Raw genomic sequence first — 22,663 nt, 5'->3', positions numbered from 1 at the left:
TCGACACAGGAGCCACATCATGTTCACCCGACGCGACTTCACCCAACTCGCCGCAGGCGCCATAAGCGCCGCCGCCTTTCCACAAATAGCCCGCGCCCAGGCCTCCCCACTGAGCCTGGCCAAAATCATTACCGGCTTCCCTCCCGGCGGCACGCTGGACGTGCTGGCCCGGCGAGTGGCCGACAAGCTGAGAGGCAACTACGCTGCCACCGTGTTGGTGGAAAACAAGCCCGGCGCCGCCGGACAGATCGGCGTTCTCACACTCAAGGAAGCCACCCCCGATGGCAGCGCGCTGCTGTTGACGCCTTCGTCCATGCTGTCGATCTACCCATTCACCTATCCCAAGCTGCAATACACAGTTGAGGATGTGTCCCCCGTCTCGGTAGGCGCCTATATCAACCATGGGCTTGCGGTGGGGCCGGCCGTGCCCGACAGCGTCAAGACACTCAAGGATTTCATCGCCTGGGCGAAAGCCAACGATATCAAGGCGAATTTCGGAAGTCCCGGTGCCGGCTCGATGCCGCACTTGATCGGCATCCTGCTGGGAAAAGTCGCTGGCGTGGACCTCCGGCACATTCCCTACCGCGGCTCGGTACCGGGCGTACAGGATTTGCTGGGTGGACAAATTTCGTCATTCGTTGGCCCCATCGGCGACTACCTCCCCTACATCAAAACCGGCAAGCTGCGTGTCCTGGCCATCTCCGGAAAAGCGCGCTCACCCTTCCTGCCCGAGACACCTTCGCTGCGTGAACTCGGCCATCCTCTGACGGTGCGCGAATGGTATGGCTTCTTCCTTCCCGGCAAGGCCAGTCCTGATGTCGCGCGCCGTGCCGCTGCTTACCTGCAGCCTGCATTGGCACAAGCCGACCTGGTGGCTTACGGCAGGCAATTCGGGCTGGAAGTTGAATCCTCCACCGCACCTGCATTGGCTGAACTACTCCAGGCGGACACCCAGGAATGGCGGCGGCTGATCAAGCAGACCGGCTTCACCGCCGAGTCCTGACCCTCGCAGCGCCGCAAGGCGCGCCCCTGATACCCACGGAGCATCCCATGCCAAGAAAGTTTGTTGACCTGTCCATTTACCTCGAGAACGACGTCGCCTCTGATCCGCCCGGCCTGGAGCCGCGGATCACGTATTTCACGCACGACAACACCTACGAGCAGATCGCGCCTTTCTTCCCGGGCCTGAAAAAAGAGGACTTGCCCGAAGGGGAAGGCTGGGCCGTTGAACTGGTTCAGCTTTCCACGCACAACGGGACTCACCTGGATGCGCCCTACCACTTTCACTCCACCATGGACCAGGCGCTGGATGGGAAAAAGCCCGCGATTGCCATTCACGACGTGCCTTTGGAGTGGTGCTTTCAACCCGGCGTGAAACTCGACTTTCGCGACAGGCCCGATGGCTATGTGGTGACGGCAAACGATGTTGAATCCGAGCTCGAGCGGATTCGGCACACCCTCAAGCCGCTGGAGATTGTCGTGGTGAACACCCGGGCCGGGTCACGTTACGGCCACAAGGACTACGTCGCCGCAGGTGTTGGAATGGGTTATGAGGCCACCATGTATCTGCTCGAGCGCGGCATCCGCCTGACCGGCACCGACGCCTGGAGCTGGGACGCGCCCTTTGTGCACACGGCAAAGAAGTACGGCGAAACGAAAGACGCTTCGCTGATCTGGGAGGGCCACAAGGCGGGCCGGGATATCGGTTATTGCCACTTGGAGAAGCTGCACAACCTGGAGGTTTTGCCTTCAGATGGATTTTTTATCAGCTGCTTTCCACACAAAATTCGTGGCGCCTCGGCAGGCTGGACGCGCGCGGTGGCGATTTTTGACGATGCCTTGATGGCGACCGTCTGAGGCATTTCCATGGACCTGAACCACACCCACGCTCCAAGGACCCAAAGCTGGCTTGAAGAGGCCAACGGCCACACGGATTTCCCTATCCAAAACCTGCCCTATGCGGTTTTTCGCCGAAAGGGCAGCGCAGAAGCCTATCGCGGCGGAGTGGCCATCGGCGGGCAAGTCATCGACCTCGCGGCACTGAGCCGCAGTGGTGTGCTGCACGGCCAGGCCCTGCAGGCATGCCAGGCTTGTACCTTGTCCGTACTCAACGATTTCATGGCGCTCGGCCCAAACGCATGGAGCAGTTTGCGCCACGCGCTATTTGCCTTGCTGCGCGAAGATGCGAGCTCCCCGCAGCAGGAGGCCATACGCGCCTGCCTGGTGTCCCAGGATAGCGTGGAGTACCGGGTGCCATCGCGTATTGCAGACTACACGGACTTCTACACGTCCATTCACCATGCGCGCAATGTGGGTCGCATTGCCCGGCCGGACAGTGATCCGCTCACGCCCAACTTCCAATGGCTGCCCATCGCGTATCACGGGCGCGCCTCAAGCGTGGTCATCAGTGGTACACCGTTTCGCCGCCCCATGGGGCAGATGATGCCACCGGGTACAACCGAACCGGTATACGCCCCTTGCGGCAGGCTCGATTACGAACTGGAACTTGGAATCTTTATCGGCCCGGGCAACGCCATGGGCGAGCCCATCCCGATCGCGCAGGCCGAAGAGCACATCTTCGGTGTCTGCCTGCTCAACGACTGGTCGGCGCGTGACATCCAGTTCTGGGAAATGGCGCCGCTCGGCCCGTTTCTGGGAAAGAATTTTTGCACCAGCATCTCACCATGGATTGTGAGCATGGAGGCACTGGCGCCTTTCAGGCTGCCGTTTTCCCGTCCTGCGGGTGACCCTCAGCCCCTGGCTTATCTGAACAGTGCGGCCAATCTCGCGGGCGGCATGCTCGACATTCAACTTGATGTGCTCATCGAGAGCGGCCTGCAACGCGCCGCGGCCCACGCACCCACCCGTGTGGCTCGCACCAGTTTCAAGCACCAGTACTGGACTTTCGCCCAGATGGTTGCGCAGCACAGCATGGGCGGCTGCAACCTCCAAAGCGGTGACCTGCTGGGCAGCGGCACCATCTCGGGCCCGGCACCTGGTGAGGAAGGAGCCATCATCGAGATGACCAAGGGCGGACGGGACCCCCTGAACCTCGGCAACGGAGAGCAACGTGCCTTCCTGCACGATGGCGATGTCGTCACCCTGCGCGGTTGGTGCGAGAAACCTGGCACTGCAAGCATTGGCTTTGGTGAGTGCCGCGGTGAGGTGCTTCCCGCGTTGCTCAATTAGGTCATAGATCAAAGTGCGACGGAATTCAACCTTGCGATATACAGTACGTTGTTCGGCACAAGCGCTTAGGACGTCGAACCGCCAGTAGCGTCGATAAAAGGAGCATTACCGTGACATCAGAAGCAAACAAACTCACCATGCAGCGGTTTGTTGAGTTCATCAACACCGCCAGCGAAACATTGGCGGAAGAACTCATCTCGCCGAACGCGATCTTTCATGTGCCGGGAAGTCCGGAGCCAATGCGAGGCCCGGCCGGTTATCTCGCAATCATTGGGATGATGCGTGGGGGCTTCCCCGACATCCAGTGGACCCTGGAAGAAATGGTGGCCGAGGGTGACAAAGTGGCCGCCCGGTTCATGATGCGCGGCACACATCAAGGAACGTTCTTCGGTGTTCCGCCTACAGGGAAGAAAATCGCGGTGCAGGCCATGAATATCTACCGTCTCTCCAACGGTAAGTTCGTCGAAGAACGCGGCCAGCCCGATATGCTTGGCTTGTTACAGCAAATCGGTGCGGTGCCGTCGCCTTGAGCGCCCCAAGTGCTGCCGGAGCGAGTTTCGGCCTGTACGCCTTGAGATCTCGCGGATAGACATCTGATCCCGCAATGCCCAACGCCTGATGACATTCAATGTCGCCACGTCAATCACTCCTAAATTTCCCCTGCTTTTAAAACAAGCAGGGTAGTGCCAACGTGGGTCAGTTTTGGATGGAAATTACTCCACTAAGTGGATCAGATTTCGACGGAATTCAACAGGCGTTTCGACTCAGCGGCACGCAAATGCTTGAGGTAGGCGCAGAACATATCGGCCATTGCGTCCGCGTAGACTTTGATCTCTGCGTTTGTGCGGTTGCTTTCCGAAAAGTCCTTTCCGGCAGCGCTGAGAGTGGCGGTAATCAGGTCGCCGGCCAGTACACGAGTTACCTGCGGCGCCTTGGGCAACGCCTCCCGCATGAAGGCTTGAATAATTCGGTCTCCCGACGCCTTCGCCGCGTGTGCTTCAGGTGCCTCGCGGTAGAGTGGTGCAGCGTCATTGAGCGCCACCCGCATTCCAGCCTCGTCGCACTCCGATCGAATGAAGGCGTGAACCAGTGCCCGCAGCCTTTCAAGCGGCGCCTTCTGAAAATCCTTCAGGATGCTGCGCAGCATGTCTGTCGTCTGCTGCCACTCGTCGCTTTGCAGCCGGAATAGGATCGCCGCCTTATTTGGGAAGTACTGGTACACCGAGCCGACACTAACTCCGGCCTTTTCCGCGACGCGCGCTGTCGTGAATCGATGTGCTCCTTCCTTGGCCAGAACCTGAGTGGCCGCCTCCAGAATTGCAGCGACGAGTTCAGTCGAGCGGGCCTGCTTGGGCTGTTTTCTCGAGGAAATCTGAGGGATCTGGCGGTCAGTCATGGCGGCATGGCGTGTCCAAAAATAATGCGAATAGCAAATGCGAGGAATTCATCGTATTCTATGAATGCGATGAATTGATCGCATTTTATCGCGCGTTACGTAACGCCCACCCCAGATTGGACATTTAATGATTGCAACACTTACCTCTCCCCCGCTCGCCCCGTTGTTGGACAGACTATTCGCGCAGGCCGATGCCGCCACCAGCCCGGCAATGGCAGGCGTTTCGCGCGAAGAGCGGGAACGCCTGATGCAAAGCAAGACGGAATATTTGAGTTTGTATGGGCTTCTGAAAGATTTATGGCTTCCGGTCTCGCGCGAAACCGGCGCACTGCTTTATATGCTGGCGCGCAATGCCAATGCTGCAAACATCGTCGAGTTTGGCACCTCGTTTGGTATTTCAACTCTGCACCTGGCTGCGGCACTTCGTGACAACGGCGGCGGCAACCTGATCAGCACCGAATTCGAACCCTCTAAAGTGGCGCGGGCGCGGGAACATCTCGCCGAGGGTGGCCTGGCCGACTTGGTGGAAATCCGCGAGGGCGATGCACTGAATACCCTCGCGACCGATCTGCCCGAAAACATCGACCTGCTGCTGCTCGACGGAGCCAAGGCGCTTTACAGCGACATCCTGGACCTGGTGGAGAGCCGCCTTTTGCCGGGTGCGCTGATCGTGGCCGACAACGCCGACCAGAGCCCGGACTACCTAACCCGGATGCGTTCGCCCGGCAGTGGCTACCTGTCCGTGCCGTTCGGCGAGGACGTGGAATTGTCGATGCGGCTTGGCTAAGTCAACAATGCGTAGTGGGAATCCTCGCGATGGCACCATCGAGCTGCCGAATCTCCGACAGACTTTTCGGCGGTCAGCCGAGAGAACCTTGGACTTACGGCACATACCAGTCCAAGTTATTGTCCGCATCCCCAGTGGGTCAGATTTCGACGGAATTCAACAAAGACTGAAGTCGTAAACACTTGAGTGACCCCTCGAATACCAGCAAAGCCTGGACGACTTCTCACGTCGACGGTGATCTCAAGAGACTCAACGCCGTGCAGCTTGATATGCCTCGATTTGCGGTAGAAGGTCTCTCCGACGTGCAAGGGCTTCGGCAGACCAGACCACTTCGCGGTCATAGTACTCAGCGAAGGCGGGCGTCTCTGAAGGAATGGTCACCCAGGGCTGCTTCGAGCCGGTGAAAATGTGGACATCCGGAGGCATCATGTCTGGGTCGTCGAGTGTCCCGACTCGAACGAACCTGGTCACCGGACCGGAGCCGGCATAGTGACTCCAGACCGCGACACGGCACTTTGGGCATCTGGCGATCTTCTGGCCTGCGCCGCTCGCGGACGGAGTGTCAACCAACTCAGGCTCACCACCAAGATGCGCAACGCGATCGGCCTCGTACATCGCGTTAAGCGCGAACGCAGCGCCGGATTCGCGCTGGCACCAGCGGCAATGGCAGCAGTGGACGATCATCGGCGCAGTGGCCAGACGATACCGGATGTAGCGGCAATCGCATCCGCCTTCGACAGGGTAGTTCATGCTGAATAATATGCGCAGTGCCTGAACCACTGCAACCCCGACTCAGTTGCGAATGCCCGACCGTCTGGCGGCCCCCACCCTATCTATTCCCTGCGCTCGTATTCATCCAGGGCGAACAGCAAGCTTGTCCTGTGGTTGCGGGCGACATCCTGCCAACGCTCGCCCGTGAGAGCCCCTTCCAGCGCCCAAAGAAGATTCAAAGAGACACGCTGGCCAGCACCCTTGGCCCTCGCGTAGGCAGCCACAGATCCGAGTGTTCGCAGATCACCAAGCGTTTGTATGCCCGAAGCTTGCAGCATCTGAGCAGACTTTGCTCCGAGATTCGGCAGCAGGGAGAGCGATGTCACGTCAGTCATAAAAAGACATTACCGAGTTGGAATGTTTCCCCGAGTCTTGCTGCATTTCTCTTGCATCCTTATTTGTCGAAAACCGCTCCTCCAGGCGCGTGGCCAAAGGCCCGGCTGTAAGCACGGCTGAATGCCGCCGCACTGGCATAGCCGCTCCATGCGGCAACCACTTTCACGCGCGCGCCTTGCTGCAGCCGGCGGCGGGCAAGCGTGAGGCGCCAGGCGGTGAGAAAAGTGCCCGGCGTCATGCCCAGCGTGCGACGGAATGAAAGCATAAACTGGCTCCGTGATAGCGCGCTGATTTCCGCCAGGTCCTCCATCCGCCAGGCATGCGCAGGTTGTTCCAGCAACGCGCCCAGCGCATGCCTTAGCCGCGGATCGGCCAGCCCTGCCAGCAAACCCGGCTGGGTTGCTCCCTGATCGATAGCATGGCGCAACACCATCAGCACCAGCAACTCGCCCAGCCGCGCGAGCGCCGCGGGCCCCCCGCAACGCGGCACTTGCGCCTCAGAGAGCAGTTGCCGCGCCAACGCCCAGATGGGCTCATTTTCCTGCGTGCCAAGCGCCACTTCCGACGGCAAAGATCGGAGAAGTGGATTGGAGTCACCTCCAAATCTCACCACCGCCGCCATCAGGACCGTTCCCAGAGAGCGTGGACGCAACGCGCCTGCGCTGCAAAAGACGATCTGGCGCGCTCCCTCAATATCGCCTTCAAGCAGGAACAGGTGAGCCGTCTCACGTGTATCGCCATCGTCGGCAACCGGTTGTACCTGAAGAGGGAAGGCGGCAAGAAATGCGCTGAGGCGGTCGGTGCGGGTGGATGAAGTCATAAAGCCGGACTTTGAATCATGCATTTCGGAATTTTAGTTGCATGAGGTCTGCCATGCTTGAAACCTCTACCAACTACGAAAGGAAAGACATGCTCACACCTCGACAACCCGTCCCCTCGCTGGTCGTCCCAACTCTCTCCGGGGAGTCCTTTGATCTGGCGAAGGAAGCCTCGGCCCGGTTCACCCTGCTTTGCTTTTACCGCGGCCTGCACTGTCCGGTCTGTGCGATCTACCTGCGCGAGCTGGAAAGCAAGGTCGAGGCCTTCTCCGAGCGTGGCGTGGGCGTGCTGGCCCTGAGCGGCGACAGCGAGGATCGTGCACGCCAGATGGCGGAAAAGATCGGGGCCAGCAAGCTGCGCATAGGCTACGGTTTATCGCTGGCCAAGGCTCGCGCCTGGGGGCTGTATCTGTCCACTTCGCGAGGAAAGACATCGATCGGCATTGACGAGCCCGCGCTGTTTTCCGAACCTGGCGTATTCCTGGTGCGCCCCGACCGAACGCTCTACTGGCTGTCCGTGCAGTCGATGCCGTTCGCACGGCCGAACTTCGGGGAACTGGTTCAAGCGCTGGATTTCGTTATCAAGAACGATTACCCGGCCCGCGGTGAATACCTTGGGGATCCGGTTGACGGCGCTTGACAATCTAGGACGACGATCCTAATATCGCTCGAACTACTAGGTCAACCATCCTAATCATGGCCACGCCAACCCGCGACAGCATCATCCAGGCTGCAGACACCTTGTTCTATGAACAGGGGTTCGAGCACACCTCTTTCTCGAATATCGCGGATGCCGTGAATATCTCGCGAGGCAATTTCTACCATCACTTCAAGACCAAGGACGAAATCCTGACGGCGGTTGTTGCTGAGCGGCTCGAACGCGCGCGGGCGATGCTGGCGCAGTGGGAGGCTGAGGGGAAAAGCGCCCAGGACCGCGTCGAGCTGTTCGTCGCCCTCCTGATACGAAATCAGTCCAAGATCATGCGCTACGGGTGTCCGGTTGGCACCCTGTGCATGGAACTGGCAAAACTCAAGCATCCGGGGCAGGACGAAGCCAATGCCGTCATGGATATCTTTCGCGTGTGGCTGCGAAGGCAGTTCGAGGAAATGGGCCGCGGCAAAGACGCGGATGCCCTTGCGTTGCATCTCCTGGCGCGAAGCCAGGGCGTTGCCGTATTGGCACAGTCCGTGCGCGACAAGGACTTCGTGCGGCAGGAGGTGAATCTCATGACTGCCTGGGTCCAGTCCTGCGCGAAACCAAAGAAGGCCGTCTCAGGTCGCTCGCGCTAGCCACTTCTTCAAACAGGAGCGTTCATGTTCTGTATTTTTCTCAAGTTCTCAAGCAATAAGAGCCAAGCCGCGCACCACATGGCCGGGCACAAGCGATGGATCGATCAAGGCTTCGAAGACGGCGTCTTTCTCGTGACGGGCAGCCTTGCAGGCAACCAGGGCGGCATGGTCCTGGCACACAAGACCACGCGTGAGGCGCTGGAAACCCGCGTGGCGCTCGATCCCTTTGTTGCGGAAGAGGTGGTCGAGGCGGAGATCGCTGAGATGGCTCCTAACAGGGCCGAACAACGCCTGCAATTCCTGCTGGAACATGCCTGAGAAGCCACTTTCATACCTGGAAGAGCTCTAAATCTGCGAAGCAGATTCGAGCATCGACAGCGCCGTCGCATAGTCGAAATCGCCGATTGCCTTACCAATCTGCGCGTGTTGATCGCCGAGCAGGTGCAGTACGCTGGCGCGCACCTGTGACTGTCATTCGACAGTCACGCTCTTTGCAAGATTGCGAGGCTTGTGTGGCCGCGTAACTTCGCTACGCGAAGTAAGCGTCCACCAAACCCCGCAGTGCGCTGCCGCGCACCTGTGACCGTCATTCGACGGTCACAGACTTTGCCAAGTTGCGGGGGGGTGGGGAGGTTTGTGTGGCCACGTAACTTCGCTGCGCGAAGTGAGTGTCCCCCAAACCAAGAAACCTGGTGGCTTCGCCGACGGCACTTCGTGCCGTCCCAAATCCGTCACTCTACGGTGACGGACTTGGCCAGGTTGCGGGGGAGAAGTTTGTGTGGCCGCATAACTTCGCTTCGCGAAGTGAGCGTCCACCAAGCCTCGCAGTGCGCTGTTCCGTGGGAATAACGTCTGTCGGGCTTTCACCCAGGAGAGCATGAGTGGTGGAAAGTTTTAAAAGGCTGTCGGAAGCTCGGCGAAGTGGCGCAAATATTACCGCGCAGGAATAAGGTCTGTCGGGAGTTGTAACAGGCAGCGCACCTCAGATCACCCCCGGCCGCTCAGGTCCGCTTTCCGCCGTGCTAAGCGGTTAACTCTGCCTCGAAACGCTGCAACTCTTCATCCAACTACCGCGGCTACGGAAGTTCCGGTTGGCCTTGCCGTACCAATACTCGGCATCTTCCAGGTCGCCATCCTGAATATGAAGGATGCCGTGCAGCCATGCAGCCTTCTGAGAATCGGAACTGTCTGTTGAATTGCACTGAAGTCTGATCCGAGTTTTCCATCGAATCCCATTTACGCCGATTTCTGCAAATTAGTTTGACATAGACAAATTTTAGTCTAATAATTTCGAACTCATTTGGTTTAGACAAATTTAAAAACAGGAGTCCCCGTGACAACGCCCAAGAAATTCGCTTCCCAGGCTGACCTTGAAGAAAAAAAGGTCACCTTCACCAAGCTTTCGGATCACGCCTATGCGTACACCGCGGAGGGCGACCCGAACACCGGCATCATCATTGGTGACGACGCCGTGTTGGTAGCCGACACGCAGGCCACGCCCTCGATGGCTCAGGACGTGATCAGGCGTATCCGCGAGGTCACCGACAAGCCGATCAAGTACGTCGTACTGACCCACTATCACGCGGTTCGCGTCCTGGGGGCCTCGGCCTATCAGCCGGACCAGATACTGGCCAGCCAGGACACCTATGACTTGATCGTTGAACGCGGCGAGCAGGACAAAGCCAGCGAGATTGGCCGTTTCCCGCGCCTGTTCAGTAACGTCGAATCGGTGCCGCCGGGAATGACTTGGCCGACCATGACGTTTACTGGCAAGATGACCCTGTGGCTGGGCAAACTCGAAGTGCAACTGCTTCAGCTCGGTCGCGGCCACACCAAGGGCGACACGGTCGTCTGGCTTCCAAAGGACCGTGTGCTGCTAAGCGGCGACCTGGTCGAGTTCGACGCCACGCCGTACGCAGGCGACGCCTACTTCAAGGATTGGCCAAAAACCCTTGAAAACGTCGCCGCCTTGAAGCCGGCCGCGCTGGTTCCTGGTCGCGGCCCCGCATTGGTCGGCCAAGAGCAGGTTTCAGCAGGTCTCAAAGCCACCGGCGATTTCATCGCTGACGTGCGCTCCAGTGTTGAAGCCGGCGTGGTTGAGGGCAAGGACCTGAACGCGGTCTACAAGGAAACATTCGCCAAGCTCAAGCCGAAATACGGTCACTGGGTCATCTTTGACCACTGCATGCCGTTCGACGTGACACGCTGCTACGACGAAGCCACGCAGTACCCTGATCCCCGCATCTGGACTGCCGATCGTGATCGCCAGATGTGGGAAACGCTCGAAGGCTAAGCGGCACGACTAGGAGACAGGAGACAACGTTATGCAGCAATTCAATGAGCTCGCCGCACCCAGGAAGAACGACATCGACTACCAGAAACTGGTCTTTGACTACATCCGCCACCCGGATCAGGATGCCTCCCAGCCAGTGCGACGTCCGGTCGTCGTGGTCGGTGCGGGGCCCGTCGGCCTGGCGCTGGCCATCGATCTCGCTCAGCGCCAGATCCCGGTGGTTCTGCTGGACAACGACAACACGCTGTCCACCGGTTCGCGTGCCATTTGCTTTGCCAAGCGCACGCTGGAGATATTCGACCGTCTTGGCTGCGGCGGCCGCATGGTCGACAAGGGCGTCTCGTGGAGCGTCGGCAAGGTGTTCTTCAAAGACGAGCAGGTTTATAGCTTCGACTTGCTACCAGAGACTGGACACGCGCACCCGGCCTTCATCAACCTTCAGCAGTATTACATCGAGGGCTATTTGGCCGAACGCGCCGCCCAGTTGCCGCTGATTGATCTTCGCTGGCAAAACAAGGTCGCAGGCGTCGAGCAACACGACGATTATGTGAGCCTGACAGTGGAGACCCCGGATGGTCCCTACCAGCTTGAAGCCGATTATGTGGCCGCTTGCGATGGCGGCCGCTCGACGGTGCGGCAGCTGATCGGCCAGGAAAGCAAAGGTCGGATTTTTCGCGACCGCTTCCTGATTGCCGACGTCAAGATGAACATCGAAGCGCCGGCCGAGCGCTGGTTCTGGTTCGACCCAGCTTTTCATCCAAATCAGAGCGTTCTGCTGCACCGCCAGCCCGACGGCGTCTGGCGCATTGATTTTCAGCTCGGCTGGGATGCAAATCCTGATGAAGAGAAGAAGCCCGAAAACATCATCCCACGCGTGAAGGCACTGCTGGCGCACTCACCAATGATGAAGGACGCGGAGTTCGAGCTCGAATGGGCCAGCGTCTACACGTTCGCCTGCCTGCGAATGGACCGTTTCCGCCATGGACGCGTGATCTTTGCGGGCGATTCGGCGCATGGAGTTTCACCGTTCGGCGCCCGCGGCGCGAATTCCGGCGTGCAGGATGCGGAGAATCTGGCATGGAAACTCGCCGTGATAGTCAAAGGCCAGGCACCCGACGCATTGCTGAATACTTACGCCGACGAGCGGGAGTATGCGGCCGACGAGAACATCCGCAATTCGACGCGCGCTACCGACTTCATCACGCCCAAGAGCGAGATCAGCCGCCTGTTTCGCGACGCGGTGCTGGCGTTGTCGAAGACGCAGCCATTTGCGCGCACGCTGGTCAACAGCGGCCGACTGTCCGTTCCGGCTACCTTGCATGGCTCGGCCTTGAACACGCCCGACGTCGAAGCTTTCGCTGGTCGCATGGTGCCGGGAGCCGCAGCTGCAGACGCCCCTGTCAAGCGCCCAGACGGCAGCAACGGCTGGTTGCTGCGTGAGCTAGGCCCCGACTTCACGGCGCTGGTCGCTGCGGGCGAGGAAGGCGACGCACTGGTTCGTTCGATCGAGGATCTGAACGCAGGCGGCACCACATTGAAGGTGCTACGCGTGGCAATGGCGGCGAATCCGCTCGGCCAATCTCTGATCGACGCGGAAGGCACGCTCACGCAGCGGTACGACCTGCAGCCGGGCACTGCCTACCTGTTCCGCCCAGATCAACACGTCTGCGCTCGCTGGCGCAAGCCGACAGCTGCGCAGATCAAAGATGCAATCAACCGCGCCCTGGCCATCACCTGAGGAATCCCTATGGAATTGATAACTACACCTCATCTCGACGCGCCGGACGACTTCTATGAAGCGCTCATCGAAGCGCACCGCGACCTCGACAGTGCAGCCAGTCACGCACTGAACGCACGCCTTGTGCTGCTGCTTGCCAACCACATCGGCTCGCTGGACGTGTTGCAGAGAGCCCTTGTCGTCGCCCGAACGGGCGCCGAGCAAGCCTGAACCCACTCATTTACCGGAGACCATTATGTTCACATCCAAATTCATGCGGCGGGCCGCCATCGGCATCGTTTCATTTCTATCTTTCACGGCGTCCTTCGCCGTCTCGGCTCAGGACGGAAGGCCTATCGAATGGGTAGTGGGTTACGCCGCGGGCGGTGGCTCCGACGCGGTTGCGCGCTCTGTCGCCGAGGCCATGAGCAAAACCCTTGGTCAACCCATCTTGATCAGCAACAAGCCGGGTGCGGCGACCAATATCGCTGCGGACTACGTCGCCAGGTCGAAGGATCCCAGCCACGTGATGTTCACCGCCGACTTCGCGACACTGGCCGCGAACCCGTGGTTGTTCTCCAAGCTGCCATACAACTCAGAGAGGGATTTCGCGCCCGTTGGTATGTTGGCTCGTTTTCCGATGATTCTCGTCGTTGCCCCCAACGTGCCTGTCAAGAACTTCAAAGAGTTCGTCGAATGGGTCAAGGCAGCCCCGGACGGCGTCACCTATGCCTCCGCAGGCGCGGGCAGTCCCCACCACCTCGCCACCGAGCTGCTGCGCGAACGCTCGGGTCTGAAACTGACACACGTGCCGTATCGCGGAGCGGCACCTGCCGTCCTGGGCCTCATGGGCGGGCAGGTGCCCTTCGGCTTCATGGACAGCGCCAGTGTTCAGCAGTACATCTTAGGGGGAAAGCTGCGCGCGATAGGTGTAGCGAGCCCCAAGCGCCTCGCAACGCTCGGCGACATACCGACGCTGGCCGAGCAAGGGCTGACGGGATTCGAAGCCTACGCCTGGCAGGGCCTTGTTGTGCCTGCCGGCGCATCGAAGGAAACCGTGGGCCGGCTGAACAAAGCACTGGTCGATGCGCTGAACTCGACGGCAGTCAAGGCTAATTTCCAGGCCTTGGCGTTAGAGGCACTCCCCGGTTCGCCGGCACAGATGACCGCGTACACCCGAGCTGAACGCGAACGCTGGGGTAAGTTGATCCAGGCCAATAACATCACTCTGGACTGAGCACGTGGCTATCGAACGACTGAGGTACCAGAGCGGCTTCGGCAACTCCTTTGAGACTGAGGCCCTGCCGGGCGCGCTGCCGCTCGGCCGCAACTCGCCGCAATGCGCTCCTTACGGCCTCTACGCCGAGCAGTTCAGCGGCACCGCATTTACCGCTCCTCGCGCCGACAACCGCCGATCCTGGCTGTATCGCATCCGACCGTCGGCGATGCACGCGCCGTTCGAGCCCATGCTTGCAGGACGCATCGTCAGCGACTTCTCGCAACTAGCTTCGACGCCGAACCAGATGCGCTGGAACCCACTGCCGATGCCGCAAGCGCCAACCGACCTGGTAGAAGGCATCGTGACGATGGCAGGCAATGGCGACCCGAGTGCTCAGACCGGTGGCGCGGCGCATCTGTACGCTGCGAACCGATCGATGAAGGACCGCAGTTTCTACAACGCCGATGGCGAAATGCTCTTCGTTCCGCAGGCCGGTCGCCATCGGTTTGTCACGGAGCTTGGGACCCTGGAGGCTGAGCCGCAGGAGATCGTTGTGATCCCGCGCGGCGTGCGCTTCAGGCTTGAACTGCCAGACGGGGCCGCGCGCGGATACATCTGCGAGAACTACGGTGCCAGCTTCAGGCTTCCCGATCTCGGACCGATCGGCTCCAATGGATTGGCCAATCCGCGCGATTTTCTCACGCCGGTCGCCGCCTACGAAGACATCGACGGCCCGCACGAACTGGTCGGAAAGTTCATGGGCGAGTTGTGGTCGGCGCAGATGGACCATTCACCGCTCGACGTGGTCGCTTGGCATGGCAATTGCGCGCCGTACAAGTATGACCTGCGCCGCTTCAACGCGGTCGGCTCGATCTCCTATGACCACCCCGATCCGTCTATCTTCCTGGTGCTGCACAGTGCATCCGACACTCCCGGTGTGAGCAACATCGATTTCGTGATCTTTCCACCGCGCACGCTGGCCATGCAGGACACCTTTCGCCCGCCCTGGTTTCACCGCAATGTCGCCAGCGAATTCATGGGCTTGGTGCATGGCGCCTATGATGCGAAGGCCGAGGGTTTCCTACCAGGCGGGGCGAGCCTGCATAACAGCATGAGTGGTCATGGACCGGACGCTGAAACCTTCGAAAAGGCGAGCCGCGCCGATCTCTCCAAGCCCGACGTCATCAAGAACACGATGGCCTTCATGTTCGAAACTCGCTTGGTGTGGCGCCCGACCGCGCACGCCGTCGAATCAGCGGATCTGCAGCACGAGTACTACCGGTGCTGGCAGGGTCTGGTCAAGCACTTCAATCCAAATCAACCATGAACAAACTCGACGACACGAACGACCCGGCATTGAAGACCTGGGTCGAGTCCGGCAACGACCCTGCCACGGAATTCCCTATCCAGAACCTTCCTTTTGGTCGGTTTCGCACGAAAGACGCGCCCGGATCGGTTCGTATTGGGGTGGCCATCGGCAATCAGATTCTCGATCTTGCCGCCGCGGGGCTGATAGATACCGATGACATGAATACGCTGATGGCAGCGAGTCCAGACGAGCGCCGAAGGCTGCGGCACTCTATCTCAACCTTCCTGCGCGGCAACGACGCGGACGCGAAAGCGCGTGCCTGCCTCGTTGCCCAGTCGGACGTCGAGATGGCACTGCCCTGCCGAATCGGTGACTACACCGACTTCTACACGAGCATCCATCATGCGACCACCGTGGGCAAACAGTTCCGCCCCGAAAATCCATTGCTGCCAAATTACAAGTGGGTGCCGATCGGCTACCACGGTCGTGTCTCATCGATCGGTGTAAGCGGCGAATCGTTCCCGCGCCCTACCGGACAGATCAAGTCGGCGGACACTGACACGCCCCAGGTGGGGCCAACCCGCCGACTCGACTACGAACTCGAACTCGGCGTGTTCATCGGCACGCCGAACGCGCGGGGTGAGGCGGTGTCGATGCAGGACGCCCAGGCGCACATTTTCGGCATAGCCCTGTTCAACGACTGGACCGCGCGTGATATCCAACCTTGGGAGTACCAGCCACTCGGGCCTTTTCTTTCGAAGAACTTCGCCAGCACCTTGTCGCCCTGGATAGTTACCACCGAAGCGCTCGCGCCGTTCCGCACCGCCTTCGTTCGTTCGGTGGGCGATCCGTCGCCTCTGCCGTACCTTGATTCGGCCGCGAACCGAGAGGCTGGCGCATTCGACATCCAGCTTGAAGTGTGGCTGCAGACACCGAAGATGCGCGAAACCGGCCATTCCGGCGAACGTCTTGTCAGTTCCAACTTCAACGGCGCGTACTGGACCGCCGCGCAGATGGTTGCGCACCACACCGTCAATGGTTGCAACCTACAGTCAGGCGACCTGCTCGGTACCGGCACCCTGTCGGGACCCGAAGCCCATCAGGCTGGATCACTGCTCGAACTTTCCGAGGGCGGGAGAAAACCGATCCGTCTGGCTAACGGCGAGACACGCACATTTCTGGAGGACGGCGACTGCATCATCTTGCGCGGCTACTGCGAGCGCGAAGGTGCACGCCGCATCGGCTTTGGCGAATGCCGCGGAACCGTCCTGCCGGCGCGCACGCATTGCTGACTGGATGCTATTCAACACCGCCGTGTACGACTTCACCTGCGTAGCAGATGTAACCGGCAAGGGTTTACGTGTGCATGACCAAGGCTTAATAATTCGCCATTGTCGAATCGATTTGTTAAAATTTTAGGGATGGATACACAAGAAGATGGCGGAGACAAGGCCCAACGGGCAGTTCAGTCGGTGGAAGTGGGCGGACGTCTGCTGCTGGCGCTGGCCCACCGGTTGGAGCCGATGTCCCTGAAGGACTTGGCTGCAAGCGCGGCCTTACCCCCTTCCCGCGCGCACCCCTATCTCGTGAGCTATGGCCGCCTGGGCCTGGTGAGCCAAAACAATGCCACCGGCCGGTATGCGCTTGGACCGGCGGCCTTACAGCTAGGGCTCACCGCCCTTTACCAATACGACCCCGTGAAGGCAGCCGGGCCGGTGGCCGAGGCCCTCGCTGCCGACACAGGGCAAGCCGTCGCGCTGGCGGTCTGGGGCAACTTCGGACCCACGGTGATACGGATGATTGACGCGCGACAGCCGCTGCACGTGACAATGCGCGCCGGAACCGTGATGTCACTCTTCGACACGGCTACCGGCCGCGCGTTCGCGGGCGTTTTGCGCACAGAACGTATCGCCGATGCCTTGGCCGGTGATACGCTAGGCGGGAACGGCTCCGCTGCCCGTTTGACCGCAGCCAGTCTCCGGACGAAATTACAACCAGCACGCGACGAATTAGCCAGCCATGGTTGTGCGCGTGCCGTGGGTCGCCCGATTCCCGGTGTCAACGCATTCAGCGCGCCGACTTTCGGCCACGACGGTGAACCCGTACTGGTTATCACCCTGCTCGGTCATCAGGACCATGTGCCTTCCGCGTGGTCGTCGCCGATGGCAGCCGCCGTCAGGCGTGCTGCAGCGGAGATTTCCGCGCAATTAGGTCATCGCCCCTTGATGGACATCACCATAAATACAGACATTGCGGGTTGAACAAAATCAACCACTTACGCGCACTGCCTCCGAAGTTGCGCCCTCTAAATTTTCATAGTTAAACACATTGCTGCACACCCAGACCTATGGGCGCGAGATAGCCATCATCTTGCGCGGTTACTTTGAGCGCGAAGGAACAGGCCGCATCGGCTTCGACGAATGCCGCGGCACCGTTTGTCGGCGCACGACCAAAATTCTCTTCCCGCGTTTGGCTACAGAAAGCTGGACGAGCCAAAGAAACCTTCCTGACGCAGTGAGGCCGAGTTTTCGACGTCAAGCGTTGGTTGAAGAAGTTTGAAAATAAGCTCTTCTCTATCGAGCGGCTTTTCCACCTGCGCCAATGTGAACAATGTCGGTGAAAGCGGATCCGCGAGTGCGGTTTGCGAAGTCGACCTCAAAGCCACCGACGCTGACCAGACCGGCAGTCTTGAATGCGCGCGACACCCCTGCGCGGGAAATTTCAGTCGAACGGCGTTTGAGCACTTCCGCGGAAATTAGGACTGATACGCACCCCTCCAACTCGACGTACGACTCGGCGTTCGCCGCATCAGGCAGAGCCTCTCGAAACTGCGCTGCTAGTGCCGATCGCGGATCGCGGGGTGAAGGCAAAACCTGTGTCATCGAAAAGCCTCGCGCAGCCTGTCCAAGAGTCGCAAGGTCCGCCATACTCGCGGACGACGACATTCCGTAGATTTGCAGTACGCCACCCGTTCCTTTGCTCGATAGTGCCTGGAGCATTGCAGTCGTAGATGTGCCGTGCGTTGCCAGTAAGACCGCGTGCGCATTTGCGGAGCCGAGTGCCTTCATCGTGGAAGCTACGTCGCTGCCATCTGGTTTTACAGCCAACACTGCTACTGGAGAAATGTTGACGACTGCCAAAGCCTCTTCGAGGGCCACTAACGCGGCTCGTCCATTGGCATCAAGCGAGTGGACAATGGCTAACCGAGTCAATGCCAAAACTGAAACATGCGATGCTAGGCGTTCTGCTTCAACACTTTGATTAGCTGTAACGAAGTACACACTGTCCCACTCTTTGGCGCGACTTCCAATCTCACCACCGAAAGGCGCAATCACTGCGACACCATTCGCGGTTGCCCAGGGAAGAACAGCTTCGTTAGTCGCGGAGCCCATTGGTCCCAGAAACGCTACGACGCGCTCTCGCTCGAGCAGATCGCGAAGATTACCCTCAGCACGGCGAGGGTCTCCTCCATCGTCGCGCGTGGCTAGCTTGAGTGGCCGCTTGCCTACGCCGCCGCGACGGTTGACCCACGCAACACAGGCTTCTCTGCCGCGCAACAATGCATTTCCAGTTTTAGCAGCCTCGCCAGTGAGCGATAGCGTCTGGCCTAGCACGATGGGATCATCAGCAGAATGGGCAGCCTCAACGAATCCAATGATTGCTAGCCCTGCAAGGAGTAGCGAAAGCGATCTCGACATCATGTTCTCTCTTACGGTGAGTCGTAGTACCAAAGTGTCATCCACTGTTGTTTCGTTGTCAACAAGTTTTCTTCACAAAAGTAACACGCTGCCAAAGTTCAAATCAGTCCCTCGATGAGAATCGAGGTTGCATGACGCGAGCGTGAACTGCAGGTGCAGCGCCGGGTTTCGACGCCCATTAACACCTCGCTGTGCCTGGAACAGTCACTCCGCACGTACCCAAGGATAGCCCGCGAGCTTCCGCACAATTAACGTTTCCGCAAGATTAACTTTACGCGTCCAAGCGTACAGTGGCTCAGCGTTCACACCGTCAGTGAATGCGACCCCATCAATAGCGCAATGGAGCAACAAGATATGCTCAAGATCGAAGCCTAATGACGCAACGCGTCCAAATGGTCCGAGGAGCAGGCTTTGATTTGAACGCCCTTACAAACTCGTAGCTCGCGTGCGAATGGGCGTATTGGATTCGTCATAGCGGGCAATCGAAAGGCCCTTCATGTCAATCTCGGGCGCACGCCCTGACAAGATGTCCGCCAGCACACGCCCCGTACCGGCAGCCATGGTCCACCCCAACGTGCCGTGGCCAAGACTCAACTGTAGATTGCTATAGCGTGTCGACCCAATGATCGGGGTCCCGTCCGGCGTCATTGGCCTTAGACCGCACCAGAATGTCGCCGCGGAAAGATCGCCGGCGCCTGGGAACAAGTCGTTTACAACATGCGCCAGCGTGGCTCGCCTCTTTCCATGCAAGCTCAAATCGTAGCCAGCGAGTTCGGCCGTGCCGCCCACTCGTATCCGGTCCCCCAGGCGGGTCACCGCGACCTTGAACGTTTCGTCCATAACTGTGGATTGCGGAGCGCGGTTCTCATCCGTGATGCCGACGGTAATGGAATAGCCCTTAACCGGGTAAACTGGAACGCTGACGCCGATGGGTCGAAGTATGTTCGTGGCATAGCTGCCAAGTGCCAGAACATAGGCGTCCGCGCTAAACGTACCCGCGTCTGTACTAACCCCGACTACACGACGGTCGTCAACGTCAATCGCGCTTACGCGGACGCCATAATGGAATTTCACGCCTAACTCGGCAGCGCGAGCCGCCAGCGACCGAGTGAATTTCAAGCAGTCGCCCGTCTCATCCCCAGGCAACCGCAATGCCCCCACGAATTTTTCACGCGCGCTACTCAGGCCAGGCTCATGTTTTAACACGCCATCGCGATCTAACAATTCATGAATCACGCCTTGCTCACGCAAGATTGCAACATCTAATGCAGCGCCGTCTAATTGCTTCTGAGTCCTAAATAGTTGCACGGTTCCCTGCATGCGCTCGTCGTAGGAAACACCGATGTCTGATCGCAGTTCCTTGAGGCAGTCGCGGCTATATTCTGCAAGCCGAACCATACGACTTTTGTTAACCTCATATCGCTCTTGCGTGCAATTACGCAGCATTGCAAACATCCAACGCCACATCGCGGGATCAAGCGTCGGCTGTACGACCAATGGGCTGTGCTTCATCAGCATCCACTTGAGGGCTTTAAGTGGCACACCGGGACCTGCCCACGGTGCGGAATACCCCGGCGATACCTCACCAGCATTCGCAAAACTTGTCTCTAAGCCAGGTCCATCCTGGCGATCAATGACAGCTACGTCATGACCTTGCTTCGCGGCATAGTACGCCACGGACGTGCCAATCACTCCACTACCCAAGATCAAAATTCTCATGATGCTGAGGCGGAGGTAGAACAACCGTCATTCGTGGAGCGAAACTTGGTCATTATTTCGTCTCTTATACTGATGCACGAAGTCGATCTGGGTCGTAAGGTGCCTTACGAACAACGGTTGCATTCACTGGTTCAACGCGATCTTTCACGACGATCTGCACCTTTGTGCCTTCAGCGGCAAGGGCTACCGGCAGATGCGCGAAAGCGAAGGTCTTCTTAAGAAAGAAGCCTGGGTCGCCGGACGTAACCGTCGACACGCGCTCCCCTGCTGACAGAACCACTTCACCATGGACGATGGGATACATGCCGCCCGCATCGAGCAGACACAATCGGGTGGTGGGGCCTTTCTCTTTGATAGCCTCCAATGCCTGCCGACCAACGAAATCACGATCGTCGAATCTTATGGTCCAACCCAAATCTGCCGAGATTGGATCGGTCTCTGTAGTGATATCGAGCCCATAAAGAACATACTTTTTTTCGATGCGAAGCGACCTCATGGTTTTCATCCCACACACGCGGATTCCCCACTCCTCGCCCGCGGCCAAAACAGCGTCCCAGACGTGCTCGGCGTACTCGACCGGATAGAAGAGTTCGTACCCGAGTTCGCCTGAATATCCTGTCCGGGAGATAACCGTTCCAGGGACTTTCGCAACAGTGCCCCGCGTAAAACTGAAGTAGGGAAGATTGGCAGTCGACAGGTCAGCTTCGGTGAGTTTCGCCAACAAGTCGCGGGAACGGGGCCCTTGAATAGAGAGGTAGGCATTGGAATAACCAAGATTTGTGACCGTTGCATTCAAGGTTCCGATATGGCGTTCCAAGAACTCGACCACTGCTTGGACGCGTGATGGCGTGGGAGATAGCCAGAAGCGGTCCCTATTAAACCGAAAACATGTGAGGTCATCAACAATGCCTCCGTCCTCATTACACACAGAGCTGTATAGCACGCCGCCATCAAACATTCTCCGGACATCGTTGACCAGCGCGCGTTGCAGCAACCTTTCTGCATCCCGCCCTTTGATCTCCACGCCAACCTGGTAGTAGACGTCGAACATGCCAACACGCTGGCGCACCGCGTTGTGTTCGTCCTCGATAGAGGTAAGAAAATTAATTGTCGCGAAGCCACCGCGGTCTTGAAATTTGGCGCCCGCCGCAGTTAACTTGTGAAAGTAGGGAGTGTGTTTGTTCATTGCAGTGCCTTTATGAAATCAGGAACGGCCTCAAAAAGATCGGCTTGCAGTCCGTAGTCGGCCACGCCAAAAATAGGCGCTTCCGGATCTCGATTAATTGCCACAATCACCTTTGAATCCTTCATGCCGGCCAAATGTTGAATCGCGCCGCTAATGCCACAGGCAATGTACAAATCCGGTGCGACGATCTTGCCGGTTTGCCCTACTTGCCAGTCATTTGGAGCGTAGCCCGCGTCAACCGCCGCGCGACTTGCGCCTAGCGCGGCACCGAGGCTATCGGCCAGCGGAGTGAGCACTTCGCGAAATTTCTCGACGCTACCCAGGCCACGCCCACCTGCCACAACAATCCTTGCCGATGTGAGGTCCGGTCGATCGCTCTTTTCGATTTCATTGCCTATAAAACGCGAGCCACCACTATCGGCCACAGCCTTGAGGAGCTCAACTACAGCTGGTACACCTCCGCCCGATGCCTCCCCAAATGCGGTAGTCCGCACGGTAACTACTTTGGTGGCGTCGATACTCTTCACGGTGGCGACAGCATTGCCAGCGTAGATAGGACGCTCGAACGTATCAGAACTGACGACTTTTGTGACGTCACTAATCTGCGCCACATCTAGCAGCGCTGCCACCCGCGGCGCAATGTTCTTTCCCGCAGGCGTTGCGGGAAACAGCAGATGTGTATAGCTACTAGCGATCCCAACGACCTGCAATGCAACGTTTTCCGCGAGCCCATGGGCCAGGCTCTCGCCCTCAGCGAGCACTACTTTGGCGACCCCAACGATTTGCGCGGCGGCGGTCGCGGCGGCAGCCGCGCCCGTTCCGCCGGCTATTAGCACATGGACTATGGGGTCGCATGCCAGCGCAGCAGTTACGGTATTGAGGGTGGAGGCCTTGATGGACATATCGTCGTGTTCCGCAAGAACGAGTACTGCCAT

Annotated in this window: 24 protein-coding genes and 1 pseudogene; 16 read left to right on the top strand and 9 right to left on the bottom strand. The window is 59.0% G+C overall.

Annotation, left to right across the window (positions count from 1 at the left end; all coding sequences use genetic code 11):
- Nucleotides 1-19 precede the first annotated feature (19 nt).
- From AC1D0O_RS20730 to AC1D0O_RS20715, 4 genes are all read left to right on the top strand, one after another.
- Nucleotides 20-1,003: a tripartite tricarboxylate transporter substrate-binding protein gene (locus tag AC1D0O_RS20730; protein ID WP_477655378.1), complete on the top strand. Its 984-nt coding sequence runs from the start codon at nt 20-22 to the stop codon at nt 1,001-1,003.
- Nucleotides 1,004-1,050: 47 nt separating this feature from the next.
- Nucleotides 1,051-1,857, top strand: a complete 807-nt coding sequence (locus tag AC1D0O_RS20725) for a cyclase family protein (RefSeq protein WP_477655377.1) — start codon at nt 1,051-1,053, stop codon at nt 1,855-1,857.
- A gap of 9 nt (nt 1,858-1,866) precedes the next feature.
- A complete protein-coding gene (gene fahA / locus AC1D0O_RS20720; protein ID WP_477655376.1) occupies nt 1,867-3,189 on the top strand; it encodes a fumarylacetoacetase in 1,323 nt (440 codons plus the stop codon).
- Between the two features lie 110 nt (nt 3,190-3,299).
- Nucleotides 3,300-3,719 carry an ester cyclase gene (locus AC1D0O_RS20715; protein WP_477655375.1) on the top strand — a complete coding sequence of 140 codons (420 nt, stop codon included), beginning with the start codon at nt 3,300-3,302 and terminating at the stop codon, nt 3,717-3,719.
- Nucleotides 3,720-3,725: 6 nt separating this feature from the next.
- On the opposite strand, the pseudogene AC1D0O_RS20710 reads toward AC1D0O_RS20715, so the two are convergent.
- A pseudogene (locus AC1D0O_RS20710) lies at nt 3,726-3,836 on the bottom strand (XRE family transcriptional regulator); the annotation flags it as partial.
- Nucleotides 3,837-3,919: 83 nt separating this feature from the next.
- A complete protein-coding gene (locus AC1D0O_RS20705; protein ID WP_477655374.1) occupies nt 3,920-4,585 on the bottom strand; it encodes a TetR/AcrR family transcriptional regulator in 666 nt (221 codons plus the stop codon).
- Between the two features lie 127 nt (nt 4,586-4,712).
- Between AC1D0O_RS20705 and AC1D0O_RS20700 the strand changes: the two genes are divergently transcribed.
- Nucleotides 4,713-5,372 (top strand): O-methyltransferase, encoded by a 660-nt coding sequence (locus AC1D0O_RS20700; protein WP_477655373.1) that lies wholly within the window; start codon nt 4,713-4,715, stop codon nt 5,370-5,372.
- 249 nt (nt 5,373-5,621) lie between these two features.
- Here AC1D0O_RS20700 and AC1D0O_RS20695 read toward each other — a convergent pair whose 3' ends face one another.
- The 3 genes from AC1D0O_RS20695 to AC1D0O_RS20685 form a co-directional block, all read right to left on the bottom strand.
- Nucleotides 5,622-6,122 carry a GFA family protein gene (locus AC1D0O_RS20695; RefSeq protein ID WP_477655372.1) on the bottom strand — a complete coding sequence of 167 codons (501 nt, stop codon included), beginning with the start codon at nt 6,120-6,122 and terminating at the stop codon, nt 5,622-5,624.
- Between the two features lie 83 nt (nt 6,123-6,205).
- Nucleotides 6,206-6,478 carry a TfoX/Sxy family protein gene (locus tag AC1D0O_RS20690; RefSeq protein WP_477655371.1) on the bottom strand — a complete coding sequence of 91 codons (273 nt, stop codon included), beginning with the start codon at nt 6,476-6,478 and terminating at the stop codon, nt 6,206-6,208.
- Between the two features lie 59 nt (nt 6,479-6,537).
- Complete coding sequence (locus AC1D0O_RS20685) at nt 6,538-7,299, bottom strand: helix-turn-helix transcriptional regulator (protein WP_477655370.1); 762 nt, start codon at nt 7,297-7,299, stop codon at nt 6,538-6,540.
- A 53-nt stretch (nt 7,300-7,352) separates the two neighbouring features.
- Between AC1D0O_RS20685 and AC1D0O_RS20680 the strand changes: the two genes are divergently transcribed.
- From AC1D0O_RS20680 to AC1D0O_RS20630, 11 genes are all read left to right on the top strand, one after another.
- Complete coding sequence (locus AC1D0O_RS20680) at nt 7,353-7,937, top strand: peroxiredoxin-like family protein (protein ID WP_477655369.1); 585 nt, start codon at nt 7,353-7,355, stop codon at nt 7,935-7,937.
- Between the two features lie 56 nt (nt 7,938-7,993).
- A complete protein-coding gene (locus tag AC1D0O_RS20675; RefSeq protein ID WP_477655368.1) occupies nt 7,994-8,587 on the top strand; it encodes a TetR/AcrR family transcriptional regulator in 594 nt (197 codons plus the stop codon).
- A gap of 24 nt (nt 8,588-8,611) precedes the next feature.
- Nucleotides 8,612-8,905 carry a YciI family protein gene (locus tag AC1D0O_RS20670; protein ID WP_477655367.1) on the top strand — a complete coding sequence of 98 codons (294 nt, stop codon included), beginning with the start codon at nt 8,612-8,614 and terminating at the stop codon, nt 8,903-8,905.
- A gap of 1,015 nt (nt 8,906-9,920) precedes the next feature.
- Nucleotides 9,921-10,880 carry an MBL fold metallo-hydrolase gene (locus AC1D0O_RS20665; protein ID WP_477655366.1) on the top strand — a complete coding sequence of 320 codons (960 nt, stop codon included), beginning with the start codon at nt 9,921-9,923 and terminating at the stop codon, nt 10,878-10,880.
- Nucleotides 10,881-10,911: 31 nt separating this feature from the next.
- On the top strand, nt 10,912-12,618 hold the full coding sequence (locus AC1D0O_RS20660) for an FAD-dependent oxidoreductase (RefSeq protein ID WP_477655365.1): 1,707 nt from the start codon (nt 10,912-10,914) through the stop codon (nt 12,616-12,618).
- Nucleotides 12,619-12,627: 9 nt separating this feature from the next.
- The gene (locus AC1D0O_RS20655; protein WP_477655364.1) at nt 12,628-12,828 is read left to right on the top strand and encodes a DUF2783 domain-containing protein; all 201 of its coding nucleotides are present in this window, start codon (nt 12,628-12,630) and stop codon (nt 12,826-12,828) included.
- Between the two features lie 25 nt (nt 12,829-12,853).
- A complete protein-coding gene (locus AC1D0O_RS20650) occupies nt 12,854-13,834 on the top strand; it encodes a Bug family tripartite tricarboxylate transporter substrate binding protein (RefSeq protein WP_477655363.1) in 981 nt (326 codons plus the stop codon).
- 4 nt (nt 13,835-13,838) lie between these two features.
- On the top strand, nt 13,839-15,143 hold the full coding sequence (gene hmgA, locus AC1D0O_RS20645) for a homogentisate 1,2-dioxygenase (RefSeq protein ID WP_477655362.1): 1,305 nt from the start codon (nt 13,839-13,841) through the stop codon (nt 15,141-15,143).
- Nucleotides 15,140-16,417: a fumarylacetoacetase gene (fahA, locus tag AC1D0O_RS20640; protein WP_477655361.1), complete on the top strand. Its 1,278-nt coding sequence runs from the start codon at nt 15,140-15,142 to the stop codon at nt 16,415-16,417. The genes hmgA and fahA (AC1D0O_RS20640) overlap by 4 nt, the downstream gene beginning before the upstream one ends.
- 129 nt (nt 16,418-16,546) lie before the next feature.
- Nucleotides 16,547-17,386 carry an IclR family transcriptional regulator gene (locus tag AC1D0O_RS20635; RefSeq protein ID WP_477655360.1) on the top strand — a complete coding sequence of 280 codons (840 nt, stop codon included), beginning with the start codon at nt 16,547-16,549 and terminating at the stop codon, nt 17,384-17,386.
- Between the two features lie 67 nt (nt 17,387-17,453).
- Nucleotides 17,454-17,684, top strand: coding sequence for a hypothetical protein (locus AC1D0O_RS20630; RefSeq protein WP_477655359.1), 231 nt, complete (start codon nt 17,454-17,456; stop codon nt 17,682-17,684).
- Nucleotides 17,685-17,698: 14 nt separating this feature from the next.
- On the opposite strand, the gene AC1D0O_RS20625 is transcribed toward AC1D0O_RS20630, so the two are convergent.
- The 4 genes from AC1D0O_RS20625 to AC1D0O_RS20610 form a co-directional block, all read right to left on the bottom strand.
- Nucleotides 17,699-18,826: an ABC transporter substrate-binding protein gene (locus AC1D0O_RS20625; RefSeq protein WP_477655358.1), complete on the bottom strand. Its 1,128-nt coding sequence runs from the start codon at nt 18,824-18,826 to the stop codon at nt 17,699-17,701.
- 423 nt (nt 18,827-19,249) lie between these two features.
- Nucleotides 19,250-20,542, bottom strand: coding sequence for a D-amino acid dehydrogenase (locus AC1D0O_RS20620; protein ID WP_477655357.1), 1,293 nt, complete (start codon nt 20,540-20,542; stop codon nt 19,250-19,252).
- Between the two features lie 64 nt (nt 20,543-20,606).
- Nucleotides 20,607-21,728 carry an aminomethyl transferase family protein gene (locus AC1D0O_RS20615; RefSeq protein WP_477655356.1) on the bottom strand — a complete coding sequence of 374 codons (1,122 nt, stop codon included), beginning with the start codon at nt 21,726-21,728 and terminating at the stop codon, nt 20,607-20,609.
- The gene (locus AC1D0O_RS20610) at nt 21,725-22,663 is read right to left on the bottom strand and encodes an electron transfer flavoprotein subunit alpha/FixB family protein (RefSeq protein WP_477655355.1); all 939 of its coding nucleotides are present in this window, start codon (nt 22,661-22,663) and stop codon (nt 21,725-21,727) included. Before AC1D0O_RS20610 ends, AC1D0O_RS20615 begins: the two co-directional genes overlap by 4 nt.

The sequence above is a fragment of the Polaromonas sp. P1_F2 genome (genome assembly GCF_056405735.1).
This window is presented reverse-complemented; position numbering and strand designations above follow the sequence as displayed.